The 22,428-nt window shown below is 58.7% G+C and carries 21 protein-coding genes and 1 tRNA gene; 6 read left to right on the top strand and 16 right to left on the bottom strand.

What is annotated here, in order from left to right; translation table 11 throughout:
• Positions 1-121 precede the first annotated feature (121 nt).
• From AC19YX_RS32940 to dapA, 8 genes are all read right to left on the bottom strand, one after another.
• Complete coding sequence (locus tag AC19YX_RS32940; protein WP_500607904.1) at positions 122-2,383, bottom strand: fimbria/pilus outer membrane usher protein; 2,262 nt, start codon at positions 2,381-2,383, stop codon at positions 122-124.
• A 117-nt stretch (positions 2,384-2,500) separates the two neighbouring features.
• On the bottom strand, positions 2,501-3,244 hold the full coding sequence (locus AC19YX_RS32945) for a fimbria/pilus periplasmic chaperone (RefSeq protein ID WP_500607905.1): 744 nt from the start codon (positions 3,242-3,244) through the stop codon (positions 2,501-2,503).
• A gap of 46 nt (positions 3,245-3,290) precedes the next feature.
• Complete coding sequence (locus AC19YX_RS32950) at positions 3,291-3,812, bottom strand: fimbrial protein (protein ID WP_500607906.1); 522 nt, start codon at positions 3,810-3,812, stop codon at positions 3,291-3,293.
• A gap of 1,875 nt (positions 3,813-5,687) precedes the next feature.
• Positions 5,688-5,777 (bottom strand) — tRNA-Ser (locus tag AC19YX_RS32955).
• An 83-nt stretch (positions 5,778-5,860) separates the two neighbouring features.
• Positions 5,861-6,574, bottom strand: a complete 714-nt coding sequence (purC, locus tag AC19YX_RS32960) for a phosphoribosylaminoimidazolesuccinocarboxamide synthase (protein ID WP_078473194.1) — start codon at positions 6,572-6,574, stop codon at positions 5,861-5,863.
• 28 nt (positions 6,575-6,602) lie between these two features.
• On the bottom strand, positions 6,603-7,361 hold the full coding sequence (locus AC19YX_RS32965) for an MBL fold metallo-hydrolase (RefSeq protein WP_500607907.1): 759 nt from the start codon (positions 7,359-7,361) through the stop codon (positions 6,603-6,605).
• 4 nt (positions 7,362-7,365) lie between these two features.
• Positions 7,366-8,481: an NlpB/DapX family lipoprotein gene (bamC, locus tag AC19YX_RS32970; protein WP_500607908.1), complete on the bottom strand. Its 1,116-nt coding sequence runs from the start codon at positions 8,479-8,481 to the stop codon at positions 7,366-7,368.
• Between the two features lie 17 nt (positions 8,482-8,498).
• Positions 8,499-9,377 carry a 4-hydroxy-tetrahydrodipicolinate synthase gene (gene dapA / locus AC19YX_RS32975; protein WP_078473192.1) on the bottom strand — a complete coding sequence of 293 codons (879 nt, stop codon included), beginning with the start codon at positions 9,375-9,377 and terminating at the stop codon, positions 8,499-8,501.
• A gap of 327 nt (positions 9,378-9,704) precedes the next feature.
• On the opposite strand from dapA, the gene AC19YX_RS32980 reads away from it, so the two are divergent.
• Both AC19YX_RS32980 and AC19YX_RS32985 read left to right on the top strand, forming a co-directional pair.
• On the top strand, positions 9,705-10,265 hold the full coding sequence (locus tag AC19YX_RS32980; protein ID WP_020300479.1) for a glycine cleavage system transcriptional repressor: 561 nt from the start codon (positions 9,705-9,707) through the stop codon (positions 10,263-10,265).
• A gap of 10 nt (positions 10,266-10,275) precedes the next feature.
• Positions 10,276-10,749: a peroxiredoxin gene (locus AC19YX_RS32985; RefSeq protein ID WP_201129898.1), complete on the top strand. Its 474-nt coding sequence runs from the start codon at positions 10,276-10,278 to the stop codon at positions 10,747-10,749.
• A 54-nt stretch (positions 10,750-10,803) separates the two neighbouring features.
• On the opposite strand, the gene AC19YX_RS32990 is transcribed toward AC19YX_RS32985, so the two are convergent.
• Positions 10,804-11,874, bottom strand: a complete 1,071-nt coding sequence (locus tag AC19YX_RS32990) for an AI-2E family transporter (RefSeq protein WP_078473190.1) — start codon at positions 11,872-11,874, stop codon at positions 10,804-10,806.
• A gap of 41 nt (positions 11,875-11,915) precedes the next feature.
• Positions 11,916-12,155: a sulfurtransferase TusA family protein gene (locus tag AC19YX_RS32995; protein WP_078473189.1), complete on the bottom strand. Its 240-nt coding sequence runs from the start codon at positions 12,153-12,155 to the stop codon at positions 11,916-11,918.
• Between the two features lie 97 nt (positions 12,156-12,252).
• Between AC19YX_RS32995 and AC19YX_RS33000 the strand changes: the two genes are divergently transcribed.
• Complete coding sequence (locus AC19YX_RS33000) at positions 12,253-13,686, top strand: M48 family metalloprotease (RefSeq protein WP_078473188.1); 1,434 nt, start codon at positions 12,253-12,255, stop codon at positions 13,684-13,686.
• A gap of 76 nt (positions 13,687-13,762) precedes the next feature.
• Here AC19YX_RS33000 and AC19YX_RS33005 read toward each other — a convergent pair whose 3' ends face one another.
• From AC19YX_RS33005 to rpoE, 4 genes are all read right to left on the bottom strand, one after another.
• On the bottom strand, positions 13,763-15,190 hold the full coding sequence (locus AC19YX_RS33005) for a DegQ family serine endoprotease (protein ID WP_043230965.1): 1,428 nt from the start codon (positions 15,188-15,190) through the stop codon (positions 13,763-13,765).
• A gap of 247 nt (positions 15,191-15,437) precedes the next feature.
• On the bottom strand, positions 15,438-16,397 hold the full coding sequence (locus AC19YX_RS33010) for a MucB/RseB C-terminal domain-containing protein (RefSeq protein ID WP_500607909.1): 960 nt from the start codon (positions 16,395-16,397) through the stop codon (positions 15,438-15,440).
• A gap of 8 nt (positions 16,398-16,405) precedes the next feature.
• On the bottom strand, positions 16,406-16,993 hold the full coding sequence (locus AC19YX_RS33015) for an anti sigma-E factor RseA C-terminal domain-containing protein (protein WP_078473184.1): 588 nt from the start codon (positions 16,991-16,993) through the stop codon (positions 16,406-16,408).
• 31 nt (positions 16,994-17,024) lie between these two features.
• On the bottom strand, positions 17,025-17,606 hold the full coding sequence (gene rpoE, locus AC19YX_RS33020; RefSeq protein ID WP_019692537.1) for an RNA polymerase sigma factor RpoE/AlgU: 582 nt from the start codon (positions 17,604-17,606) through the stop codon (positions 17,025-17,027).
• Positions 17,607-18,176: 570 nt separating this feature from the next.
• Between rpoE and nadB the strand changes: the two genes are divergently transcribed.
• A complete protein-coding gene (gene nadB, locus AC19YX_RS33025) occupies positions 18,177-19,793 on the top strand; it encodes an L-aspartate oxidase (protein WP_078473183.1) in 1,617 nt (538 codons plus the stop codon).
• On the opposite strand, the gene AC19YX_RS33030 is transcribed toward nadB, so the two are convergent.
• Both AC19YX_RS33030 and AC19YX_RS33035 read right to left on the bottom strand, forming a co-directional pair.
• Entirely contained in the window at positions 19,762-20,214 is a 453-nt protein-coding gene (locus AC19YX_RS33030) for a protein YgfX (protein WP_500607910.1), read from the bottom strand. The genes nadB and AC19YX_RS33030 overlap by 32 nt on opposite strands.
• On the bottom strand, positions 20,198-20,452 hold the full coding sequence (locus AC19YX_RS33035; RefSeq protein WP_017127583.1) for an FAD assembly factor SdhE: 255 nt from the start codon (positions 20,450-20,452) through the stop codon (positions 20,198-20,200). The genes AC19YX_RS33030 and AC19YX_RS33035 overlap by 17 nt, the downstream gene beginning before the upstream one ends.
• A 150-nt stretch (positions 20,453-20,602) precedes the next feature.
• Between AC19YX_RS33035 and ygfZ the strand changes: the two genes are divergently transcribed.
• Positions 20,603-21,544: a CAF17-like 4Fe-4S cluster assembly/insertion protein YgfZ gene (gene ygfZ, locus AC19YX_RS33040; RefSeq protein ID WP_500607911.1), complete on the top strand. Its 942-nt coding sequence runs from the start codon at positions 20,603-20,605 to the stop codon at positions 21,542-21,544.
• A 37-nt stretch (positions 21,545-21,581) separates the two neighbouring features.
• On the top strand, positions 21,582-22,403 hold the full coding sequence (locus AC19YX_RS33045; RefSeq protein WP_201129878.1) for an HDOD domain-containing protein: 822 nt from the start codon (positions 21,582-21,584) through the stop codon (positions 22,401-22,403).
• The last annotated feature ends 25 nt before the right edge of the window (positions 22,404-22,428 follow it).

The following is a 22,428-nucleotide window of genomic DNA, read 5'->3' on the forward strand; positions in this document are numbered from 1 at the left end:
AACCCTGCTCACGCATGCGTAGGGCCGTGGAGCGCTTTTCACGTTGTTCTTGGGGGCTGAGTTTACGGGCATCTATTTTCATGGAGACAGATTATCTAATATGCCCTATTTATTTGCCAGGTTAATAACGTGGTGCAATCATTTGCGACGTGGTTTCAAGTTCAACCGAGTCATCGGTGTTTTTGGGGTCTATAGAAATGTCGTTCTGGCGATAGGGCATTAACCCCGGTACCAGTGCATAACCATTGCTGTCGACCACGGCCGTTGAGGTGTTGCCAACACGTGCCCCGGCGGCACCTTTGGCTTCGATCAGCGCCATGGTTTCACCCTGCTCTGAACTGAACGTCACCCCACCCGAATGGGCCACCAGGCTGCCACTGACACCCACGTTAGACTGCTTGTAATCCTTGCCCGTGTTCACGCCAGCACTGAGTTGCGCTCCATGCGTACGGTACTGCACGGTAGAGCCCGCACTCGTGGTAGAGCCACCCGAGTTTTTGTCGGCCGAGCCGTAAACGTTGTAGTTCAACTGGTTGTTTTCGCCCGCGCTGCCGCCCAGGTTGACTTGGGTATTGCTGTTACCGTTGTTGGTGTAGCGCACATTGGTGCTGATGTAGTTGGAGCGGATGCGCCCGAATGGAATGTTGAAACCGAGCATGTACTGAGTTTCAAACGCGCGTTGATAATCGCGAGTACGGCTGGCGCTGAGGTTGAAGGAGCCCCAGTTATAGCCATTGCTGTAACCCGCCTGATACGTCGCGTTGCTGCGTTGTTCGTTGTTCCAGTAGTTCTGTACCGAACCGGTTAAATAAACACTGCCGCGACCGCTGCCCAGGGGCTGGTTGACGTTGATCTGAAAGCGGCTGCGCTGGCGATACAGTGAAGCGCTATCGCGACTTTGCAGTTGGGCATAGTCACTGAAATTCAGGTAGCCCTCGCTGGAAAAGCGGTAGGCGGCCACGGTGAAGTTGGTCTGGGTCGCATCCACCAGTTTGCTGTAGGTCAACCGATAGCTTCGACCGCGCATTGTCGTGTCGATGTTATCGTGGGTATGCGCCAAGTCACTGGCTTGGGATTCAGTCACGTCAAGTGCCATTGCCCCCCACGGCGTGCTCCATGCGACACCGGCCTGCAAGGCCATGTAGCGTTCGGCGATGATGCTGCCGGTGAAGGCGCTCCATCGATCTGACACACCGAGTTGGTAGGTGCCCTGAATGAAGTCGGGCGTTTTGCCCAAACTTTCATCGCGGTATTTACCGGCTGTCACGCTGAAGCGCGACGTGCCGGGGCGCAGTAATTGCGCCACGGAGGCAAAAGGCACCAGGAATGAGCGAACACGCCCGTCGGCCTCTGTGACGGTCACCGACAGATCGCCCGAGTAGCCAGTGCTGTACAAGTCATCAATCACGAAGGGCCCTGGCGCCACAGTCGTTTCGTAGAGGATGCTGTCGCCCTGGCGGATAGAGACCTTGGCATTGGTGTCGGCCACACCACGCACAGGCGGGGCAAAACCGCGCATGGAGTCGGGCAACATACGGTCATCGCTGCTGACCTGCACACCACTGAACGGTACGCTGTCGAACAGCTCGCCCGGGGTGTAGTACTGGCCCAGGGTGAGCTGTGACTTCAACCCAGTGAGGTCACGCTGCACATAGCTGCTGTTGGACTGGTAGCCACTCTGCGAAGCGCCATGGGCGGACCGGCTGTAACTATAGGAACCGTTATGACGCAGGCGCCACTCGTTCACGTTAATGCCCGTGTTCACCCCCAAATAAGACTGAGTGCTGGCCACACCCTGGGTCTCACTCTGGTACAGGTTTGAGTTGTAGTTCAAAAAGGCAGCGTTCACGCCGCTGTCCCAGTTCTTGGGGTCTACGTAACCGCGTGAAACCCGCTTGAGGTAGGCCTGGGAGATGGTCAAATCCGCGCGCAATTCACTCATGTCCACGTCTACGTGGATGTCAGGAGCCAGCCGTGAAAGCTCGACGCAACCGGTGTCCTTCAGCAGCAAAGCTAACGTGTCATGGTTGGGCAACGATTCGAGGTTCACCCCCCAGCGTTCGAGGTCGTCAAGATTAAAGCAAAAATGCGCAGCCTCGCCAGCGCGCTCTTTGGTGATGATCAACGGCTCACGCCCCTGCCAGTTGCCGTTGAGATAAATGTCGGTACGGTATGTTCCCGGGGTCAGCGGGTTGCCGTTTTTGAAAGCAGAAACGTCCATCAACCGCCCCTGGCTATCCGTCATAAAGCTGGGGTTGAAGTCGACGTTTTCGGCTTCGTCTGCCAGTACTACATAGGGAGTAAGCACGGCCAGAAGCAACGAGCAGGCACGGGGACGCCGTGCCTTGACCTGCGCACGCAGAAGGCTGGGTTCAAAAAACATCAGTAGGCGTCCTGAGCAGGCCTGCTACATGGCAGCAGCAATCACGGCGCAGCCGGATAGACTGGCTCTTAGTTGGGTTAAGTCCGAGGTGAAGTGCTTGAGCTAATGCTGCGAGCGTTAATTGCCAAGCCTGGTCTCAACCAACTTGGCCGCACCGTAGTCGTTGATCCATTCGTAACGAAGAGTCGCGCTGCCCTGCGGGCGACTTTGCAGACCTTCCAGCGGGAACTCGAAAGCGCCTCTGGCCGGGATCATTCCACCTTTGCTGCTGTAGGTTTTGCCACCAACCAACAGCTCGGTTTTGTTGTACGAAGCACTGAATACCGTCGGGTTGGTGCCGCGCAAAGCAAAGCCATTGCCGCTCTCAACCAGCGTCCAGGTGATGGCAGCGGGGGTATCTTCGGCGTAGCCCTTCAAGCCTTCTGGCCGGAAGAACACCTTGATGCGAGACCGGAAAGCCACTTGCATAAAGTTGCTATCGGCATTTTTGGGCAGTGGCGGAACATCCAGCACGTTGAGCCAGAACACAGACTCTACATCATGCGGCAGCGGATCATGGGTGTAGGTCATGCGCAGTGTTTGTGATCGTTGTGGCGAAATGCGTGCCACTGGAGGCATCAGCAGAAACGGAGCATTGGCCTGATCGGCTCGTGAGTCCGGGTTACCGCTGTCGACCCATGCCTGCACCAGTGCGGGCTCACTTCCAACGTTGTCCAGCTTGATAGTGATTTCCCGCTCATTGCCGGGATAGACCACGCGAGTACCTGCAATCACCACATTAGCCTTGGCAGGATTAATACAGGCGAACAGCAGGAAACCGACCAGTGCCAACGCGGCACGGCAAAGAAGAGAAGCTTTCATTTAGCGGTCCTAAAAGCGCTCGCAGCCAAGCTGCGAGCGCTAAAGATCAGTTGTAGTCCATCGAGAACTGCACACTCGATGTCACCTGACCGGCCGTAGCAGCGGCGGTCGCAGCGATATACTGAGCATAGAATTTCAAAGTCGCTTTTTTATCAGTGACAGCAGTCGACAGAGAGCCTTCATTGGTCTGCAAGTTGATCGGATCCAAGTTAGCATTCAGGAGTTGGACCTGAACGTTAGAGCCATCAGCGGTCTGGTTGATCAAGTTGCCGGTGACAGCATCAACCGTGGCGCCTTGCTCAAAACGCACCAGCGCGCTGGAGCCTGTGCATCCAGTAAGCGCCAGAGAGAAATCTTTACGGCCGGCAACTTGGCCTACGGCAGCCATCGACGAAGCAGATACACGCGGCATAGGCACGGTTTTGACGGTGGTGCCAGTGTTGCCCTCAATGACGCAGGTCTGACTACTAACCTCGCCTGTGAAGTTGATGGTACCGTCAGCAGCAGAAGCGTTGAAGGAGCTAACTACAGCTGCGCTGGCAGCAAGTGCGATCAGAACTTTTTTCATTAACCGTTTCCCGTGATTTGACTATCAGAACGACCGAATGCAAGTGCCGCACCAGCACTACGGCCTCTGAGGCCCCGAATTTTAGCTAGTTGGGTAATATGAGTGAATAAGAAGATTCTTAAAAAACCGCCGCAGCAAGTTTCCAATGGTCAGTTGGAACATACGGTTATGGCGCAAAGGCAGCCCAAGGATTTGGTTCGGATCGTGTTTTTCACTCCATCCGGAAGACAGTTATTACCCAGCTTGTCAGGGCGAATGTACAAGGCACTCTGATTGCTGAACTTGTAGGTCATGAAACCGGGTTGGTTACGTTTGACGTGTACAGCCAAGGGGCGACAACTGCACATAAATTCGATGCAATATCGAAGCTTCCACTGTTAAGCAATCTTGAGTCTGCTGGCCTGGATAATTAACTGCTACAACTGACCCCATACTGGGACCCATGGGCCTTTAGGCAGAATATAGGGTGGTATAGAAACACCCTCCCCTAGGTGCCACCCTCCCGGACGCACCGGACCGCGTTGGACACCACCTCGCCCGACAGTTATGGAAACACTCACGTGCAATTTCAAAGGCATTCAGCAGACTGGTGCAGCGGCTGGTTTTAGCGAACTCCGAGTGTTCAGCAGCTTCGGTCATAACCTAATTGAGTAATTGCACGGACTATCCCACACATTTGCATTCCACCTAACCAGCAATTTGCATCGGACTTCACCAGCAGAATTCGTGGGCATGACCGACAGAGAGCGACCAGAAGCAGCCCGTCGCGATCAGAAACGGTTGACGACAACGCGTCGCTCTCGCACGCACTCTGTTTTGCCCTTTATTTCTACACTAGGCTTCCCCTATGTCATTCGCGACCGCAGTGCTGCTCGCCTCCTGGCCACAGCCAAGTATGTCGCCCGAACCCGTAATGTTCGCGACGGACACGCCGCTACGTTTACGGTATTGCACCGCAGGTGAAGAAATAGCTGTAATCCATTTCCCCATAGTAAAAAAATTCAGTTCGGCTCACCAAACGACGAGGCTTTGGGCGGCCATACGCTTATTGGACTTGGCCTCAAGCATTACCAAATTCAGCGAATAGATAATTCGCCTTGTCGAACAGAGTTTGAGCAGAGTTTGAGCAGAGAAAGGCTATTCATCCGCGACTCGATAAACAGCGGTTTCTAAAAGATGCCATCTATTATGTCTTTACGTCTCAGGACTCTACCCTGGAATGCATCGTAATTGAGGGGCAGTTCTGGCATCCACAGTGCTAGTCTTGACCTCGGATCAGAAGGCAACCCATTCTACTCCCCGCCCGATGCCAGATAAAAAATTGGTGGAAGATACAGTTCAGGAACACATATGTATTTATGTCGATCAAATACAAAAATCGAAAGAATTTCGAAAATATTTGCAACTTTCGATGCACTGACAAAAAATCGAACCTAGGACATGCACAGGCTCGCTCAAGGAACGCTAGAGAGAGTTAGCACTCCCCAACAAGCACCCTCTTATCGTCGCTCAAAACGCACCCTAGCCCCTTGCAGAAGAAGAACTAGGACCGACGCTCGATCAACCAATTTTCATGCTTAATCAGTGCCTTATTAATCGCGCAGTTAAACCATGCAGTACGTCGCAAACATGGAGTGTTTGAAAAACACAGATGGTTTGTAAAAAATACTGCACGCCCCGTCAATCAAATCGTTCTGACCCGTCTACACATAGGGGCCATAGAGGCATCATGCCCCTTCTTAATGGGCATGCAGTCAGGTACGTGATTTTTGGGACAACGCGACGGGAATCTGCGGTTTTTTTACGTACAAACCCTACGTACAATCAAAAAAAAAAAGCCCCTGAAACCAAAGGTTTCAGGGGCTTTTCTATGTATGGCGGAGAGATAGGGATTCGAACCCTAGGTACCGGTGAAGGTACAACGGATTTCGAATCCGTCCCATTCGGCCACTCTGGCATCTCTCCAACGGCGCGCATCATAACAACACTTTTGCCGGAAGCGAACCCCCTAGGCGAAATTTTTCCGTGCTATCAGATGCTTGCGTCGGTTAAAGCGGTACGCCAAGACGGTTGGCGACTTCTTCGTAGGCTTCGATGACGTCACCGAGGCCCTGGCGGAAGCGGTCTTTGTCCATCTTCTTCTTGGTGTCCTTGTCCCACAGGCGGCAGCCGTCCGGGCTGAACTCGTCGCCCAGGACGATCGAGCCGTCACGGAACACGCCGAATTCAAGTTTGAAGTCGACAAGCAGCAGGCCGGCATCGTCGAACAGTTTGCTCAGGACTTCGTTGACCTTGAGCGACAGCTCTTTCATGCGCACCAGTTGCTCGGCAGTGCCCCAACCGAATGCCACGACGTGGGATTCGTTGATGAACGGGTCGCCCTTGGCGTCGTCCTTGAGGAACAGTTCGAAGGTGTAAGGATTGAGCTTGATGCCCTCTTCCACGCCCAGGCGCTTGACCAGGCTACCGGCAGCGTAGTTACGTACCACACACTCGACCGGGATCATGTCGAGCTTCTTCACCAGGCACTCGTTGTCGCCCAGCAACTTGTCGAACTGAGTCGGCACGCCGGCCGCTTCGAGTTTTTGCATGATGAAGGCGTTGAACTTGTTGTTCACCATGCCTTTGCGGTCGAGTTGTTCGATGCGCTTGCCGTCGAACGCCGAGGTGTCGTTGCGAAACAGCAGGATCAAGCGGTCGGCGTCGTCGGTCTTGTAAACCGACTTGGCTTTGCCGCGGTAGAGTTCTTCACGTTTTTCCATGATGGGCTCCGCTTGCTAGGTAGGTGGGCTAGGCGATGTGTCGCCAGTCGAGCCCTGAATCTTGATCGGCCAATTGCAGCCAGTCCGGGTCGCACCCGAGGGTGTCGACAAAACATTGCCGGGCCAGCTGCGGCAGGTTGTTCTTGCTGCTCAGATGAGCCAGGACCAGGTGTTGCAGGTCTTGCCAGCCCAACTCGGCCACCAGGTTTGCGGCCTGGTGGTTGTTCAGATGTCCTTCTTGCCCACCGACCCGCTGCTTGAGAAAGGCCGGGTAATGCCCACGCGCGAGCAGGTCACGGCAGTGATTGGCCTCGATCATCAAGGCATCCAGGCCGCTGTAGCCCTCCAGCACGCCGGCGCAATAAGACCCCAGGTCGGTCAGCAGGCCAAAGCGCCGCTGACCGTCACTGAAGACAAATTGCGTAGGTTCCTGGGCGTCGTGGGCGACGGCGATCACGCCGATGCTCAACGCACCGATCTGCAACTGCTCGCCACCGGCCAAAAAGCCCGCGACCTCAACCGGCTTGCGCATCCCGCGCAAGGTACCGCGACTGAGGTAGACCGGTAGATTGTAGCGCCGAGACAGCAAACCCACGCCATGCACGTGGTCGGCATGTTCGTGGGTCACCAGAATCGCACTCAGCTGCGCGGGGTGAACCCCCAGGCGCAGCAGGCGCCGCTCGGTTTCACGCAAGGAGAAACCGCAATCCACCAGCACATAGGTGTCATTGCTGACTATCAGCGTGCCATTCCCTTGGCTACCACTGCCGAGAACGGCAAAACGCATTTGCTCAGCCCAGGTTGTCCTGAATCACGCCCAATACTTTGCGCGCCACATCAGCCGGCGCCACAGTGTTGATGTTTTTCTCGACGGTGACCTGGACGTTCTCGCCTACCTTGCTCAGGCGAACCTGATAACGCTCGGCGCGAGCTTCGATTTCTTCCTTGGCCGGCTTGCTGCCGAACAACTTGCCGAAGAAACCTGGCTCGTCGTTTTTCTTCTCGGCTTTTTCGGCGAGGTTGATGTAGTACAGGCCCAGGCTGCGGTTGATGTCTTCAACCCGCCATTCGCCCTGCTCCAGGGCACGGCCGACGCTCGACCAGGCACGGTCCAGGTCTGCGCCCAGGTTCAGCACCGGGTTGCCGCTGCCGTCTTCGCTGAGGCTGACACGGCTTGGGGTATCGAAATCACGCGCAGCCAGCAGGGAAACCGAACCGCCCTTCTCGGAAATGCGGCTCATGCTGGCGAGCATGTCGTCGACCAGCGCGGCATCCAGACCAGTGTTGACCGAACGGTTGGTGAACTCGACGTCAGCCGTGCTGCCGGCAGGACGCTCGGCGCTGACCACGTAGACTTCACTGGTATTGCGTTGCACGCCTGGCTCGATGCGGACCCGCACGCGGGTTTCGCTGTCGGCGCCGACACCGGCGCTGCTCATGCGCTTGGCCACGGAGGCCGAAAGCTCGTCGGAACGCTGCCAGCTGGTGCTGAACTCGCCAGTCTGCGGACGCTGTTGATCCAGACGGAAACCGTTGTCCTGGAAGAACTGCACTGCCACGGGCCAGACTTCAGCCGGTGGATGCTGAGCCATGATCCAACGCGAGTCGCCGCTTTTCTGCAGGGTATAGTCGCCTGCATCGGCCACGGCCGACAATGGCTGTGGACGCGGAACCACGTACTCGCCCTTGACGCTGTCGTCAGCCACGTTGCGCGGGATCGGCAACAGCGGGTCGAGGCGCTTGGCAGTCTTGACGTCAGGTGGCAATTGCATCGGTGCTGTCTGTTGCGCTTCCAGGTAGTCGCTACCACGGTCACGGAAGTAGCCTTCCGGGCCCCAAATCCAACCACAACCGCTGGTGCTGGAGATAATCAAGGCAAGTGCGGAAAGTCCGGCCATTCGCTTCATGCGTAGTACTTCCTCAATTAAACCAATACGCCGGACTGGCGCATGGCCTGCCGCAGCGGTTCGTGACAGGCAGCACTGAGCCAGGTGAGCGGCAGACGGATACCGTCCGGCATCAAGCCCATCTCGTGCAGGGCCCATTTCACGGGGATAGGGTTGGATTCGATAAACAGGGTTTTATTGAGCGGCATCAGCGTCTCGTGGATCGCCCGGGCCTTGACGGCGTCGCCAGCCATGGCCGCGGCGCACAGGTCGCTCATGGCACGCGGGGCAACGTTGGCGGTCACCGAGATATTGCCCTTGCCACCCAGCAGGATCAGTTCGACGGCAGTGGCGTCATCACCGGAGTACACCAGGAAATCGCTGCTCACACCGGCCAGGATGTCCTTGGCCCGCTGCAGGTCGCCAGTGGCTTCCTTGATCCCGATGATGTTTTTCACGGTCGACAGACGGATCACGGTCTCGGCCTGCATGTCGCAAGCGGTGCGGCCAGGCACGTTGTAGAGGATCTGCGGGATATCGACAGCTTCGGCGATGGTCCGGAAATGCTGATACAAGCCTTCTTGCGTCGGCTTGTTGTAATAAGGCGTGACCAGCAGGCACGCATCGGCGCCGGCGGTTTTCGCATTGGTGGTCAGTTCGATCGCTTCACGCGTCGAGTTGGCGCCTGTGCCGGCGATCACCGGAATACGCCCTGCAACTTGAGCTACCACGCGACGAATCACTTCAATGTGTTCGTTCACGTCCAGGGTGGCCGACTCACCAGTGGTGCCGACCGCCACAATGGCGTTGGTGCCCTCTTGCAGGTGGAAGTCCACCAGTTTGCTCAGGCTGTCCCAGTCGAGACGACCCTGTGCATCCATGGGTGTGACCAGTGCCACCATACTGCCCGCAATCATGCAACCGCTCCTGCCGGAAAAAGAGAGCGGTAATGGTACTGGCGCCAAGATGCTTGCACAAGCGAAGTACTGTGCTTGCGCCATTCCCCTTGGCGATGGTTTTCGCTACCCTTCAGGCTTTGATCGGTACTGATAAGCTTGTACGCCGGGTTCCTGCCTCCCTTTTCAGCATCCGAAGCCCCTGTCCTGCGCGGCTGACCAGCGCTTCCCTCTTTAGTGGAGCTTGTCGCAGCCTGCGGATTCCGGGACTTTGAATACGCATCCGGACGTTTGCCCAGTACGCGAGCCTACGAAAGTATCGACCGCTCATCGCTTTAGGAATGCTGCATGTCCACCCCCACAGTTCGCGAACAATTCCTTGTCATCAGTGCCCTCGGCGCCAACCCCATGGAGCTGACTAACGTCCTGTGCCGCGCCAGCCATGAAAATCGCTGCGCCGTGGTGACCTCGCGCCTGACTCGCCATGGCGAGTGCAGTGCGCTGGTCCTGCAGATTTCCGGCAGCTGGGACGCCCTGGCGCGCCTCGAGACCGGCCTGCCCTCGCTGGCCAAGAAGCATGCCTTCACGGTCAACGTGGTGCGCAGCGCCGCCCTGGAGAACCGTCCCCAGGCCCTGCCCTATGTCGCCTATGTCAGTTCTGCCTACCGTTCGGACATCGTCAACGAGCTGTGCCAGTTCTTCATCGACCATCAGGTCGAACTGGAGAACCTGACCTGCGACACCTACCAGGCCCCGCAGACCGGCGGCACCATGCTCAATGCCACCTTCACCGTGACCTTGCCCGCCGGGACCCAGATCAGCTGGTTGCGCGACCAGTTCCTGGATTTCGCCGACGCAATGAATCTCGATGCGCTGATTGAACCTTGGCGCCCACAGAACCCAATGTAAGGAAGCTTTCATGGCCGTTGCTATCGACCAGCCCATCGCCGATTTCGAAGCCCCAGCCACCAGCGGGCAGACCGTCAGCCTTGCCGCACTCAAGGGCAAGCAAGTGGTGATCTACTTCTACCCCAAGGACAGCACGCCGGGCTGCACCACCGAAGGCCAGGGCTTTCGTGACCAGTACGCCGCATTCAAGGCCGCCAACACCGAGATTTTCGGTGTCTCCCGCGACAGCCTGAAGTCCCATGAAAACTTCAAGTGCAAGCAGGAGTTTCCCTTCGAGCTGATCAGCGACAAGGACGAAGCCGTCTGCCAGCTGTTCGACGTGATCAAGCTGAAGAAGCTCTATGGCAAAGAGTATCTGGGCGTGGATCGCAGCACGTTCCTGATCGACAAGGACGGTGTACTGCGTCAGGAATGGCGTGGCGTGAAAGTGCCCGGCCATGTCGATGCGGTACTGGCTGCCGCCCAGGCGCTGAACAAGGCCTGAGCTTGAGCACTCGGGGCGGCCATTTGCGCCGCCCCTTCATTGACCCCGATCACTTCAAAGCAATGGCGCGACCACCGGCTCCTGCCGTGGCCAGGCATCCAGCACCGCCTTGAACAGGGTCGCCAGCGGGATCGCGAAGAACACCCCCCAGAAGCCCCACAACCCGCCAAACAACAGAACCGCGCAGATAATCGCCACCGGGTGCAGGTTCACCGCCTCGGAGAACAGCAGCGGCACCAGCACGTTGCCATCCAGGGTCTGGATGATGCCGTAGACCGCCATCAGGTAGATGAACTGATCGCTCCACCCCCACTGGAACAGGGCAATCAGCGCCACCGGCACGGTCACCACCACGGCGCCGACGTAGGGCACCACCACCGAGACACCCACCAACAGGGCCAGCAGCGCCGCGTAATTGAGGTCCAGGGCAACAAACGCGATGTAGGTCACGCCGCCGCAGATCACGATCTCGATCACCTTGCCGCGGATGTAGTTGGCGATCTGACGGTTCATTTCCTGGGCCACCCGCGTGATCAGCGCGCGCTCGCGCGGCAGGTAGCCGCGCACCCATTGACCGATCATTGCCCGGTCCTTGAGGAAGAAGAACACCAGGATAGGCACCAGCACCAGGTAGATCATGATGTTGACCAGCAACGGCAAGCTGGACAGGGAAAAGGTCAGCGCCCACTGGCCGAATTTTCCAATCTCGCCCCGCGCCACTTCGATGGCCTGCAGCACCTGCTCATCGGACACCAGATGCGGGTAGCGCTCCGGCAACAACAGCAGCAGCGACTGCCACTTGGCGAGCATGCCCGGCAACTCGTTGAACAGGGTGATCAACTGATGCCAGAGCAAGGGCACCACCACCACGATAAACACCAGCAACAGCCCCATGAACAAGGCAAACACCAGCCCCACCGCCGCGCCGCCCGGCAGCCGCAGGCGTTCCAGGCTGACCACCAGTCCCTGCATCAGGTAAGCCAGGACCATGCCTGCCAGCACCGGCGCCAGCATGCCGCCCAGGGTCAGCACCGCGGTAAAGGCCAGGAACAACAGCACGGCCAGCACCACAGCCTCCTCGTCGGAGAAGTAGCGCTGAATCCAGTCGCGTAACACCTTGAACATCAATGATCCTTAAATAGCAGCACGGCAATTGCGAGAGGCTCTCAGGCCTTTTTCAACCAGTAGCGATAAACCCCGGCCTCGTCTTCTTCACGAAGCAGGGTATGACCGGCCAAACGGGCAAAGGTGCGAAAGTCGCGTTGCGAACCGGCGTCCGTGGCAATCACCTTGAGCACCGCGCCGCTGGCCAGGCGATTGAGTTCCAGCTTGGCCTTGAGCAAGGGCAACGGGCAGTTCAGACCGCTGGCATCCAGCTCGGCGTCATGGGCTACAGCGTCGATCATCGGGGCACTCCGGTCATGTGTTTGAGTTGCCTAGAATATCTGGTCGCAGGCCAAGTGTCCGGCTACAGTAGACTCTTTGTCGACTAAGGCTTTGTGCATGACTTTTTTGCGCCCTACCCTGCTGACGCTCGCTTGCCTGCTCGCCTCACCGGGCTTCGCCGACGACCTGCCATCACTCGGTGACGCCAGTTCTGCCATTGTCTCGCCGCAACAGGAATACCAGTTGGGCCGCGCCTGGCTCGCCCTGCTCCGCAGTCAGGTCGCGCAACTCAACGACCCGCAGCTCAAGGATTACGTTGAAACCAGTGTCTATAAACTGGTGGAAACCAGCCAGGTCAATGACCGGCGCCTCGAATTCATTCTGATCGACAGCCCGCAACTCAACGCCTTCGCCGCACCCGGCGGGATCATCGGGGTCAACGGCGGGCTGTTCCTCAACGCTCAGACCGAGGGCGAATATGCCTCGGTACTGGCCCACGAATTGGCTCACTTGTCCCAACGCCACTTCGCCCGAGGCGTCGAAGCCCAGCAACGCATGCAGGTGCCGATGATGGCAGCCTTGCTGGCCGGCATCGTGATCGCTGCGGCCGGTGCCGGCGATGCCGGGATCGCCGCCATTGCCGGTACCCAGGCTGCAGCCATTCAGGAGCAGCGGCGCTTCTCCCGGCAGAACGAACAGGAAGCCGACCGCATCGGCATCCTCAACCTGGAGAAGGCCGGCTACGATCCGCGCTCGATGCCGAGCATGTTCGAACGCCTGATGCGCCAGTACCGCTTCGATGCCAAGCCGCCGGAATTCCTCCTGACTCACCCGGTCACCGAATCGCGCATCGCCGACACCCGCAACCGCGCCGAGCAGGCCAAGCCCGGCGGCACCGAAGACAGCATGCGCTATCAGCTGATTCGCGCGCGGGTGCAACTGACGTACGAAGATTCGCCGGGCCTGGCAGCCAAACGCTTTCGCGCCCAACTCGACGAAAACCCGAAAAACGACGTGGCACGCTATGGCCTGGCCATCGCCCAGATCAAGGGCAGCCAATGGAACGACGCGCGGGAAAACCTCAAGCAGTTGCTGGCCAAATCGCCCAACGACATCACCTATAACCTGGCGCAGATCGAGCTGGACATCGCCAACAACCGCCTGCCCGATGCACAAGCCCGGGTCGACCGGATGCTGACCCAATACCCAAACAACTATCCGCTGAATCAGGTTCGGGTCGACCTGCTGCTCAAGCAGAACCGCGCCGCCGACGCCGAAAAAGCCCTCGAAGGCCTGCTCAAGAGCCGCCCCGACGATCCGGACGTCTGGTACATGGTGGCGGAAACTCGCGGCCTGTCCGGCAATACCATCGGCCTGCACCAGGCCCGCGCCGAGTACTTCGCCCTGGTCGGTGACTACCGTCAGGCCATCCAGCAGCTGGACTTCGCCAAACGTCGCGCGGGCAGCAACTTCCCGCTGTCCTCACGGATCGATGCCCGCCAGCGCGAGTTGATGGACCAGGAGCAAATGGTCAAGGACATGATGCGCTGACGCTTCAAGCGCACACAAAAAAGCCCGCCTCTTTCAAGGCGGGCTTTTTTATGGGGCGGATAACCTTCGCGGCAGGTTATTCAGCCAATTTGAAGGTGATGAAGCTGGCACGGCCCTGACGCAGGACGCGCATCGACACCGAACGATTCTTCGGCAAGGCCTGGGCAATCTCGGTGAAGTTCTTGGTCGAAGTGATCGCCTGATTGTTCAGGTGAGTGATCACATCGCCCGGTTGCAGGCCGATAAGAGCCGCAGGACCGTCTTGAACTTCCTTGATCACCACGCCGCCCTTGAGGTCGAAGGTCTTCTTCTGCTCATCGGTCAGCTCGGCCACGGCAACGCCCAGACGGTTGCTGCTGCGCTCGACACCGGATTTGGCCAGGGTGCCCAGCTCCTTGTCTTCTTCAGGGATCGCGCCAACGGTCAGCTCGACATTCTTGCGCTTGCCCTCGCGGATCACTTCGAGGTTGGCCTTGGCACCGGCCTTGAGCGCGCCTACCAGATGCGGCAGGTCTGCGGACATGACAATCGGCTGGCCGTTCATGCTGAGGATCACGTCGCCCACTTGCAGGCCGCCCTTGGCTGCCGGACCGTCATCCTGGATCTGTGCCACCAGGGCACCGGCCGGTTTGTCCAAGCCGAAAGACTCAGCCAGGTCTTTATTCACTTCCTGAATCACCACACCCAACCAGCCACGGCTGACCTTGCCACCGCTTTTCAGCTGGTTGGAAACGTCCATTGCCACATCGATCGGGATGGCGAACGACACGCCCATGAAGCCGCCGGAACGGGTGTAGATCTGCGAGTTGATACCCACCACTTCACCCGCCAGGTTAAACAGCGGGCCACCGGAGTTGCCCGGGTTGATTGGCACGTCGGTCTGGATGAACGGCACATAGTTTTCATTCGGCAGGCTGCGCCCGATGGCGCTGACAATGCCCTGGGTCACGGTGTGGTCGAAACCGAACGGCGAACCGATGGCAACCACCCACTGGCCGGCTTTCAGGTCCTGGGATTTGCCGAGTTTCAGTACGGGCAGATCCTTGCCATCGATTTTCAGCAAGGCCACGTCGGAACGAGGGTCGGTCCCGATCAGCTTGGCTTTGAGTTCGCTGCGATCGGCTAGGCGCACGAGAATTTCGTCGGCATCGGCAATCACGTGGTTGTTGGTCAGGATGTAGCCATCAGACGAGATGATGAAACCCGAACCCAGGGACTGCGCCTCGCGCTGACGATCGCCACGGGGCGAGCGCTGCTGGGGCATACCGCGTTCGAAGAACTCCCGCAGCATCGGCGGCAGGCCTTCAAGATCGGGCATCTGCTGGTTGGACACCTTGCGATCAGGAAGCTTCTGCGTGGTACTGATATTGACCACGGCAGGGGAAGCCTGCTCGACCAGCTGCGTAAAGTCGGGCAGTTCCGCCGCTTGCACGGCAACTGCCTGACCGAGCACAAGCACGGTGGCGAATATGGAGAGGTAAGACTTCAAGCGTGGTATCGACATACGGCTCCCGTTACAACGAGCATGATTAAGCGATATGGAGCAACAAGTAGCGAGCGGCAAGCGCCGGTACTTTTGTTCCGGGAACGACAAACAAGGCCAGAACCGAGGGGCTCTGACCTATAGAAAAAAAACCGGGGTTTTGCAAATGAAATTGCTCACCAAACATTTCATCTTCTCAATTGTGGAGTGGGCATTGCTGACCTCTTGCACAACTAATAAAGGGTCTGGTGAATGCCATGGCAGTCTGTCACTGCTTGGCGTTGGCCGTGTCGGAGCGCATGGATAGCGCAATCCGTTCAGCGGTACCAATAGGGATCTCGCCCACCACGGTGACCATCATCTCGCCTTCCGGAGTGGTCAGGCGCCGAGACACGGCAACGGTCGGGCCAAGCTGGGTGCGGGTATCGGTGACCACGGCGCCATTGAGCGGCTCGAGAAACACCGAGAAACGGGCCAGGCCATCGTCATACATCAGGCTGTTGACCATGGACTTGGTGTCCGGGTCCTTGCGCGCGGTGCTGCTGGTCAGCTCGAACCCTGGCGGCAGCCAGTCCGAGTGCCAGACCTGAGCAGCTTTCACCGCTGAAGCCTTGTCGCTGTTGATGACGACCGGGCGGCATTCAGCACTGGGCTGCAGCTCGCTGTCCTGCGGCACATCGGCAGTGTCGAGGCGGGTGAACTGGAAGCGCTCGAGCAACTGCCCCTTGTCGTTCAGCAGCAACGACTTGAGCGGCAGCCCGGTCTCGCGATCCAGGTGCAATTCGAAACCATAGCGGTGTTGATCACGGGGAGTCAGCGAAACAATGACCGCCTGACGCCCGGCCACGCGCGACTTGCCGATGACGGCAAGGTCGTACCAATTCTTGAGCTTTTGCGGATCGAGGGCGCGAGCGGCAGAGTCCGGCGCGTCTCCAAGGCCTGCGACCAACTGGCCGCTGACACATTGGGTACGTCCGTCGATGCGCACCACCTCTTGAGCGGATCCATCGAGCTGAACCAACCGCTCGAGGACCTTACCATCCTGGACACGATGCCAGATGTTATGGGTAGAAAAACTACCGTTACGCTCGTATACAAAGGTGCCCTGAAAGCTTTGCTGCTGCTCCGCTTGCCCAAGACGCTGCAACCAGTCCTGGGCTTCATCGGCATGGGCTGGAACTACAAACCAGCCACTGAGCAGAAGCGTAAGTAGAGGTATGGCGCGCATGATCCTCCTTAGCGGTTTTCCAGGCTTGCTGCACGAGCGTAAGGCAGCGCGCTTTCAGTGCCTTTGAGGGCAGCTTGTTGCGCATGCTGACGCAGGTAGCTTGGCAGACGCTGATCATGCCAGCCTTGCTGGCCTTGCAACACGCCGTTGGCCATAGGACCGGTGGCTTCGGAACTTTCGCTGTAGCCAGCCAGGACCGCAGGGCCCTTGACTTGTGGAACAGCCAGGGTCTGCTGACCCGATTGCTGAGCCAGTTCAACACCAGCAATCTCGTCCTGGTTATACAGGCGAACACCTGCCAGCACGGCCACAGTTACCGAGGCAGCAACGGCCAGGCGGCCCAGGCTGCGCCATGGGCTGCGGGAGGCCTTGGCCGGCACGGCTTCGTCAGCCAGTGCGGCAGAAACGGCCGCAGCAATGTCCAGACGTGGAAGCAGCAGTTCCTTGTGCATGGCTGCCCGAGCGATTTGATAACGAGCCCAGGTTTCACGGGCTTCAACTTCGTCGACGGCATTCAATACCCGACGCAATTCCAGTTCGTCCGCTTCGTTATCCATCACTGCGGACAGCGATTCCTGCAGGGCTTCACGACTCATGGCGGTTCCTCTCTTGGCTGTCGCCGCTGTCTCAGGATTCCTGCAACAACGGCTGCAGGGCTTTATCGATGGCTTCCCGAGCGCGGAAAATCCGGGAGCGCACGGTACCCACCGGACATTGCATGACGCTCGCAATGTCCTCGTAACTCAGACCATCGAATTCACGTAAAGTTAAAGCTGTACGCAAATCTTCTGGAAGTTGCTGGATGGTTCGATGGACAGTGCCTTCGATCTCATCCCGCAGCAGCGCCCGCTCTGGAGACTCAAGGTCCTTGAGGCCATGATCGCCGTCGTAGAACTCCGCATCTTCAGAACTGACATCGCTATCCGGCGGCCGTCGGCCGCGTGAAACCAGATAGTTTTTCGCCGTGTTGATGGCGATACGGTACAGCCACGTATAAAACGCACTGTCACCGCGGAAATTACCAAGTGCACGGTAAGCCTTGATAAAGGCTTCTTGTGCGACATCCTGGGCTTCATGGGTGTCGTGCACGAATCGCACGATCAACCCGAGAATTTTGTGCTGATATTTCAGCACCAGCAGATCGAACGCTCGCTTGTCGCCGCGTTGCACGCGTTCGACCAGCTGCTGATCCTCTTCCTGGGTTAGCATGAACACTCCTCGATAAGCTCGGAGGAAGCTTGCATCACTAATCGATCAGGCTTGCAAACATAGACTCGGGCTTTTCGCAAAAGTTCTCCCCCTCCAAGCAAGTTTCCTGCGGGCTCTGATTTGGCACGCACGAAAAACGCAGCGCGGGCAAGGCCGGCTGCGCGAATAATCCTGTCGTCGATTCCAGCGGCAAGGGCCGTAACTCAAGCCCTGCATGTCGCCGACGCTGTCCCTTCTTTCAGGCAACCTTCTATTGAGTTTGGGCCCTTGGCAAAAGTTCCCAATCTTTATAGCCGTGCAGAACGAACATTGTGTAACCGTGAAGAGAAAAAGGGTGCTACATCTTCGATACAGTCGCCACAGCGGTAAATCGGCCGCAAAACGACCTGGCGAACATGAGCTGCAAATACCCGTCTTCCGGTCACCGTAGTCTCACAATGGCACGAAGGCTCGGCTATTGTGCCGATCCACCCCTCTATATACTAGTGGGCTGTGTGGCCGCCCTGATTTGCCGAACCAGGCATCACTGTGCCATCTCCAATCTGGGTCGCTTTGAGCGGAATACTCCTAATGAGCCAACAGTTTCAACACGATGTTCTGGTGATTGGCAGCGGCGCTGCCGGCCTGAGTCTTGCGCTGACCCTCCCTGCCCATCTGCGCATCGCCGTGCTGAGCAAAGGCAACCTGGCCAATGGTTCGACATTCTGGGCCCAGGGCGGCGTCGCGGCGGTGCTGGACGACACCGACACCGTCGAGTCCCACGTCGAAGACACCCTGAATGCCGGCGGCGGTCTGTGCCATGAAGACGCGGTGCGTTTCACCGTCGAGCACAGCCGCGAGGCCATCCAGTGGCTGATCGACCAGGGCGTGCCCTTTACCCGTGACGAGCAGTCCGGCACTGAAGACGGCGGTTTCGAGTTCCATCTGACCCGAGAGGGCGGTCACAGCCATAGGCGCATCATCCACGCCGCCGATGCCACCGGCGCGGCCATTTTCAAGACCCTGCTGGCCCAGGCGCGGCTGCGACCGAACATTGAATTGCAGGAACAACGGGTCGCCATCGACCTGATTACCGAGAAACGCCTGGGCCTGGAAGGCGATCGTTGCCTGGGGGCCTACGTGCTCAACCGCGGCACCGGCGAGGTCGACACCTACGGCGCACGCTTTGTGATCCTCGCCTCCGGCGGCGCAGCCAAGGTCTATCTGTACACCAGCAACCCGGACGGTGCGTGCGGTGACGGCATCGCCATGGCCTGGCGTTCGGGCTGCCGGGTGGCCAATCTGGAATTCAACCAGTTCCACCCTACTTGCCTGTACCACCCCCAAGCCAAGAGCTTCCTGATCACCGAAGCCCTGCGTGGCGAAGGCGCCCACCTCAAGCTGCCCAATGGCGAACGCTTCATGCAGCGTTTCGACCCACGGGCCGAGCTGGCACCACGGGACATCGTGGCCCGCGCCATCGACCATGAGATGAAGCGCCTGGGCATCGATTGCGTGTACCTGGACATCAGCCACAAGCCGGAAGAGTTCATCAAGACCCACTTCCCGACGGTGTATGAGCGTTGCCTGGAGTTCTCCATCGACATCACCAAGCAGCCGATCCCGGTGGTACCGGCGGCGCATTACACCTGCGGCGGGGTGATGGTCGACCAACAGGGCCGCACCGATGTCCCGGGCCTGTACGCCATCGGCGAAACCAGCTTCACCGGTTTGCACGGTGCCAACCGCATGGCCAGCAATTCGCTGCTGGAGTGTTTTGTCTACGCTCGCTCGGCCGCGGCCGACATTCTTGCGCAATTGCCGCAAATATCAGTCCCTGCTGCCCTGCCCGTATGGGATGCCAGCCAGGTTACGGATTCCGATGAAGACGTGATCATTGCGCATAACTGGGACGAGCTGCGGCGTTTCATGTGGGACTACGTGGGTATCGTGCGCACCAATAAGCGTCTGGCACGGGCCCAGCACCGGGTACGGCTGCTGCTGGACGAGATCGATGAGTTCTACAGCAACTATAAAGTCAGCCGCGACCTGATCGAACTGCGCAACCTGGCCCAGGTTGCCGAGCTGATGATTCTGTCAGCTATGGCGCGCAAGGAAAGCCGCGGCCTGCACTACACCCTCGACTACCCGCAGATGCTGCCCGAGGCGCTGGACACTATTCTGCTGCCGCCCACCTACGCCGACTGAACTTGAGCCGCACCCGCAAACGCCGGTGGATGGCCGGCGCCAGCGCATCACGGGGCACGCAGAGCGAACGCACGCGCCGCTCGCCCCGCAGGCGAAACCGCAACACGACCATCATCGGCAAGGCCAGGCTGTCCGGACGCAATTGCACCGGCTGCCAGCCTCGCGCGCTATTGAATAGCTGCCAGCCTTCGGCATTGCGGCGCAAACCGGTGAACGCGTGGGGGTGACTCAGGAGGATCTGCCGCGGCACGACCCAGCCGGCATGAGCCAGGCAAGCCGCCACTGCAGTGATGCAGGACCAGACGGAAATATCGAGTACCAGCAGCGAGCCCAACGCAATCAGCTGGGCCAGGAGATAAGCCGCCAGCAAGCGCCGAGAGGCACGCCAGCGGCATTCGAAGGGGCTACTTGGGCTGGACACGGTCCAGGATCATGCGAACCATGCGCTGCAATTCCGGGTCTTCAGACTCACTGCGTTCCATGAACCAGCCGAACATGTCCTGATCCTCGCATTCGAGCAGCTTGCGATAGCATTCGCGGTCTACATCATTGAGATGGGCATACACCTCCTTCACGAACGGCACCAGCAACACGTCTAGTTCAAGCATGCCGCGACGGCTGTGCCAGTAGAGGCGATTCAGTTCAACATCTTCGACCATGGAGCGCTCCTCAAATAGAGCGCAAGTATACAGCCCGAAGAAGGCGAGAACAGTCGGCTTTGGTCGGGCACCACCGACCTTTTGTGAACTACCCATTTCAGGGGCGCCCCCTTATGATGTGCCCCAGACCCTATTACCCTGCGATGACTCATGGCTGATTCCGCTTTTTTCTGCACGCTGTCCCACGAAGGCATCCTCGCCGTACGCGGCCCTGACGCCAGCAAGTTCCTTCAGGGTCAGTTGACCTGCAACCTCAATTACCTCAGTGACACCCAGTCCAGCCTGGGAGCCCGCTGTACGCAAAAAGGCCGCATGCAGTCCAGCTTTCGCATCCTGCTGCAAGGTGACGGGGTGTTGCTGGCCATGGCCCACGAGCTGCTGGAGCCGCAACTGGCCGACCTGAAGAAATACGCAGTGTTTTCCAAAGCCAAACTCAGCGATGAAAGCGCCCAATGGGTGCGTTTCGGCCTGGGCGATGCCGGTGCCGCCCTGCTCAGCCTGGGCCTTGAGCTTGGCGAAGAAGCCGGCAACTTGGTGCGCAACAACGATTTGATCGCGGTGCGGGTCTCCCCCGGGCGCGCCGAATTATGGGCCCCGGCCGATCAGACTGACACCCTGCGCGGCCAACTGGCGGCGCAACTGCCTGAAGGCGAACTCAATCAGTGGCTGTTGGGCCAGGTTCGCGCCGGGATCGGCCAGGTCATGCCTGCCACTCGCGAGCTGTTTATCCCGCAGATGCTCAATCTGCAGGCCATCGGCGGCGTCAGCTTCAAGAAAGGCTGCTACACCGGCCAGGAAATCGTCGCGCGCATGCAATACCTGGGCAAGCTCAAGCGCCGCCTGTATCGCCTCTGCCTGCCAGCCGGCGACCTACCTGAACCGGGCACCCCGCTATTCTCCCCGACCCATGGCAGTTCCATTGGTGAAGTGGTGATTGCCGCACGGGCCGAGCAACAGATTGAACTATTGGCGGTGCTGCAAGCCGAAGCCGCAGAGGGGGGTGACATCCACCTCGGGACACTTGAAGGGCCAGGCCTGCAACTGCTCGATTTACCGTACCAACTGGACCGTGATCGCGAAATCCAGCGCTGATCGTCAGCACCCCTTGGCAACACCCTAGAGAACAGAAATGAGCAAGCTGGCGGATAAGGTCCAACAGGATTTAGTTGAGGCCATCGATAACGATGACCTGGTTCTGCCAACGTTACCGGAGGTGGCCCTGCAGATTCGCCGGGCCGCTGAAGATCCGGAGATCAGCGTCAGCACCCTGAGCAAAGTGATTGGCCGCGATACGGCGCTCTCGGCGCGCCTGATCAAAGTGGTCAACAGCCCCTTGTTGCGCGCGACCCAGGAAGTCACCGACCTGCACACGGCCATCACCCGCCTGGGCGTCAACTACAGCAGCAACCTGGCCATCGGCCTGGTCATGGAGCAGATTTTCCACGCCCGCTCCGAAGTGGTCGAAAAAAAGATGCGCGATGTCTGGCGCAAAAGCCTGGAAGTTGCCGGTATCAGCTACGCCCTGTGCCGCAGCTACTCTCAGCTCAAGCCGGACCAGGCGGCACTGGGCGGCCTGGTGCACCAGATCGGCGTGCTGCCGATCCTGACCTACGCCGAAGACCACTACGAGCTGCTGGCCGACCCGGTCAGCCTGAACCACGTGATCGAACATATTCATCCGCTGCTGGGCGATAAATTGCTCAAGGTCTGGGATTTTCCGGAAAAACTGGCCCTGGTGCCCGGGCAATACCTGAACCTGCAACGCGACTCGACCAAGCTCGACTATATCGACCTGGTCCAGGTGGCCACCCTGTATTGCCACAAAGGCACCGACCATCCCCTGGCGCGCATCGACGTCTCTGAGGTGCCGGCGTTCAAGAAACTGGGAATCGACCTGGACGATGAAGTGCTGTGCCGCGACCTGGAAGAGTCGCGCTCGCTCCTTTACTGATCCGCTCGGCGACGCTCAGCGTAAC

The sequence above is a fragment of the Pseudomonas sp. MF09150 genome, assembly GCF_059862355.1.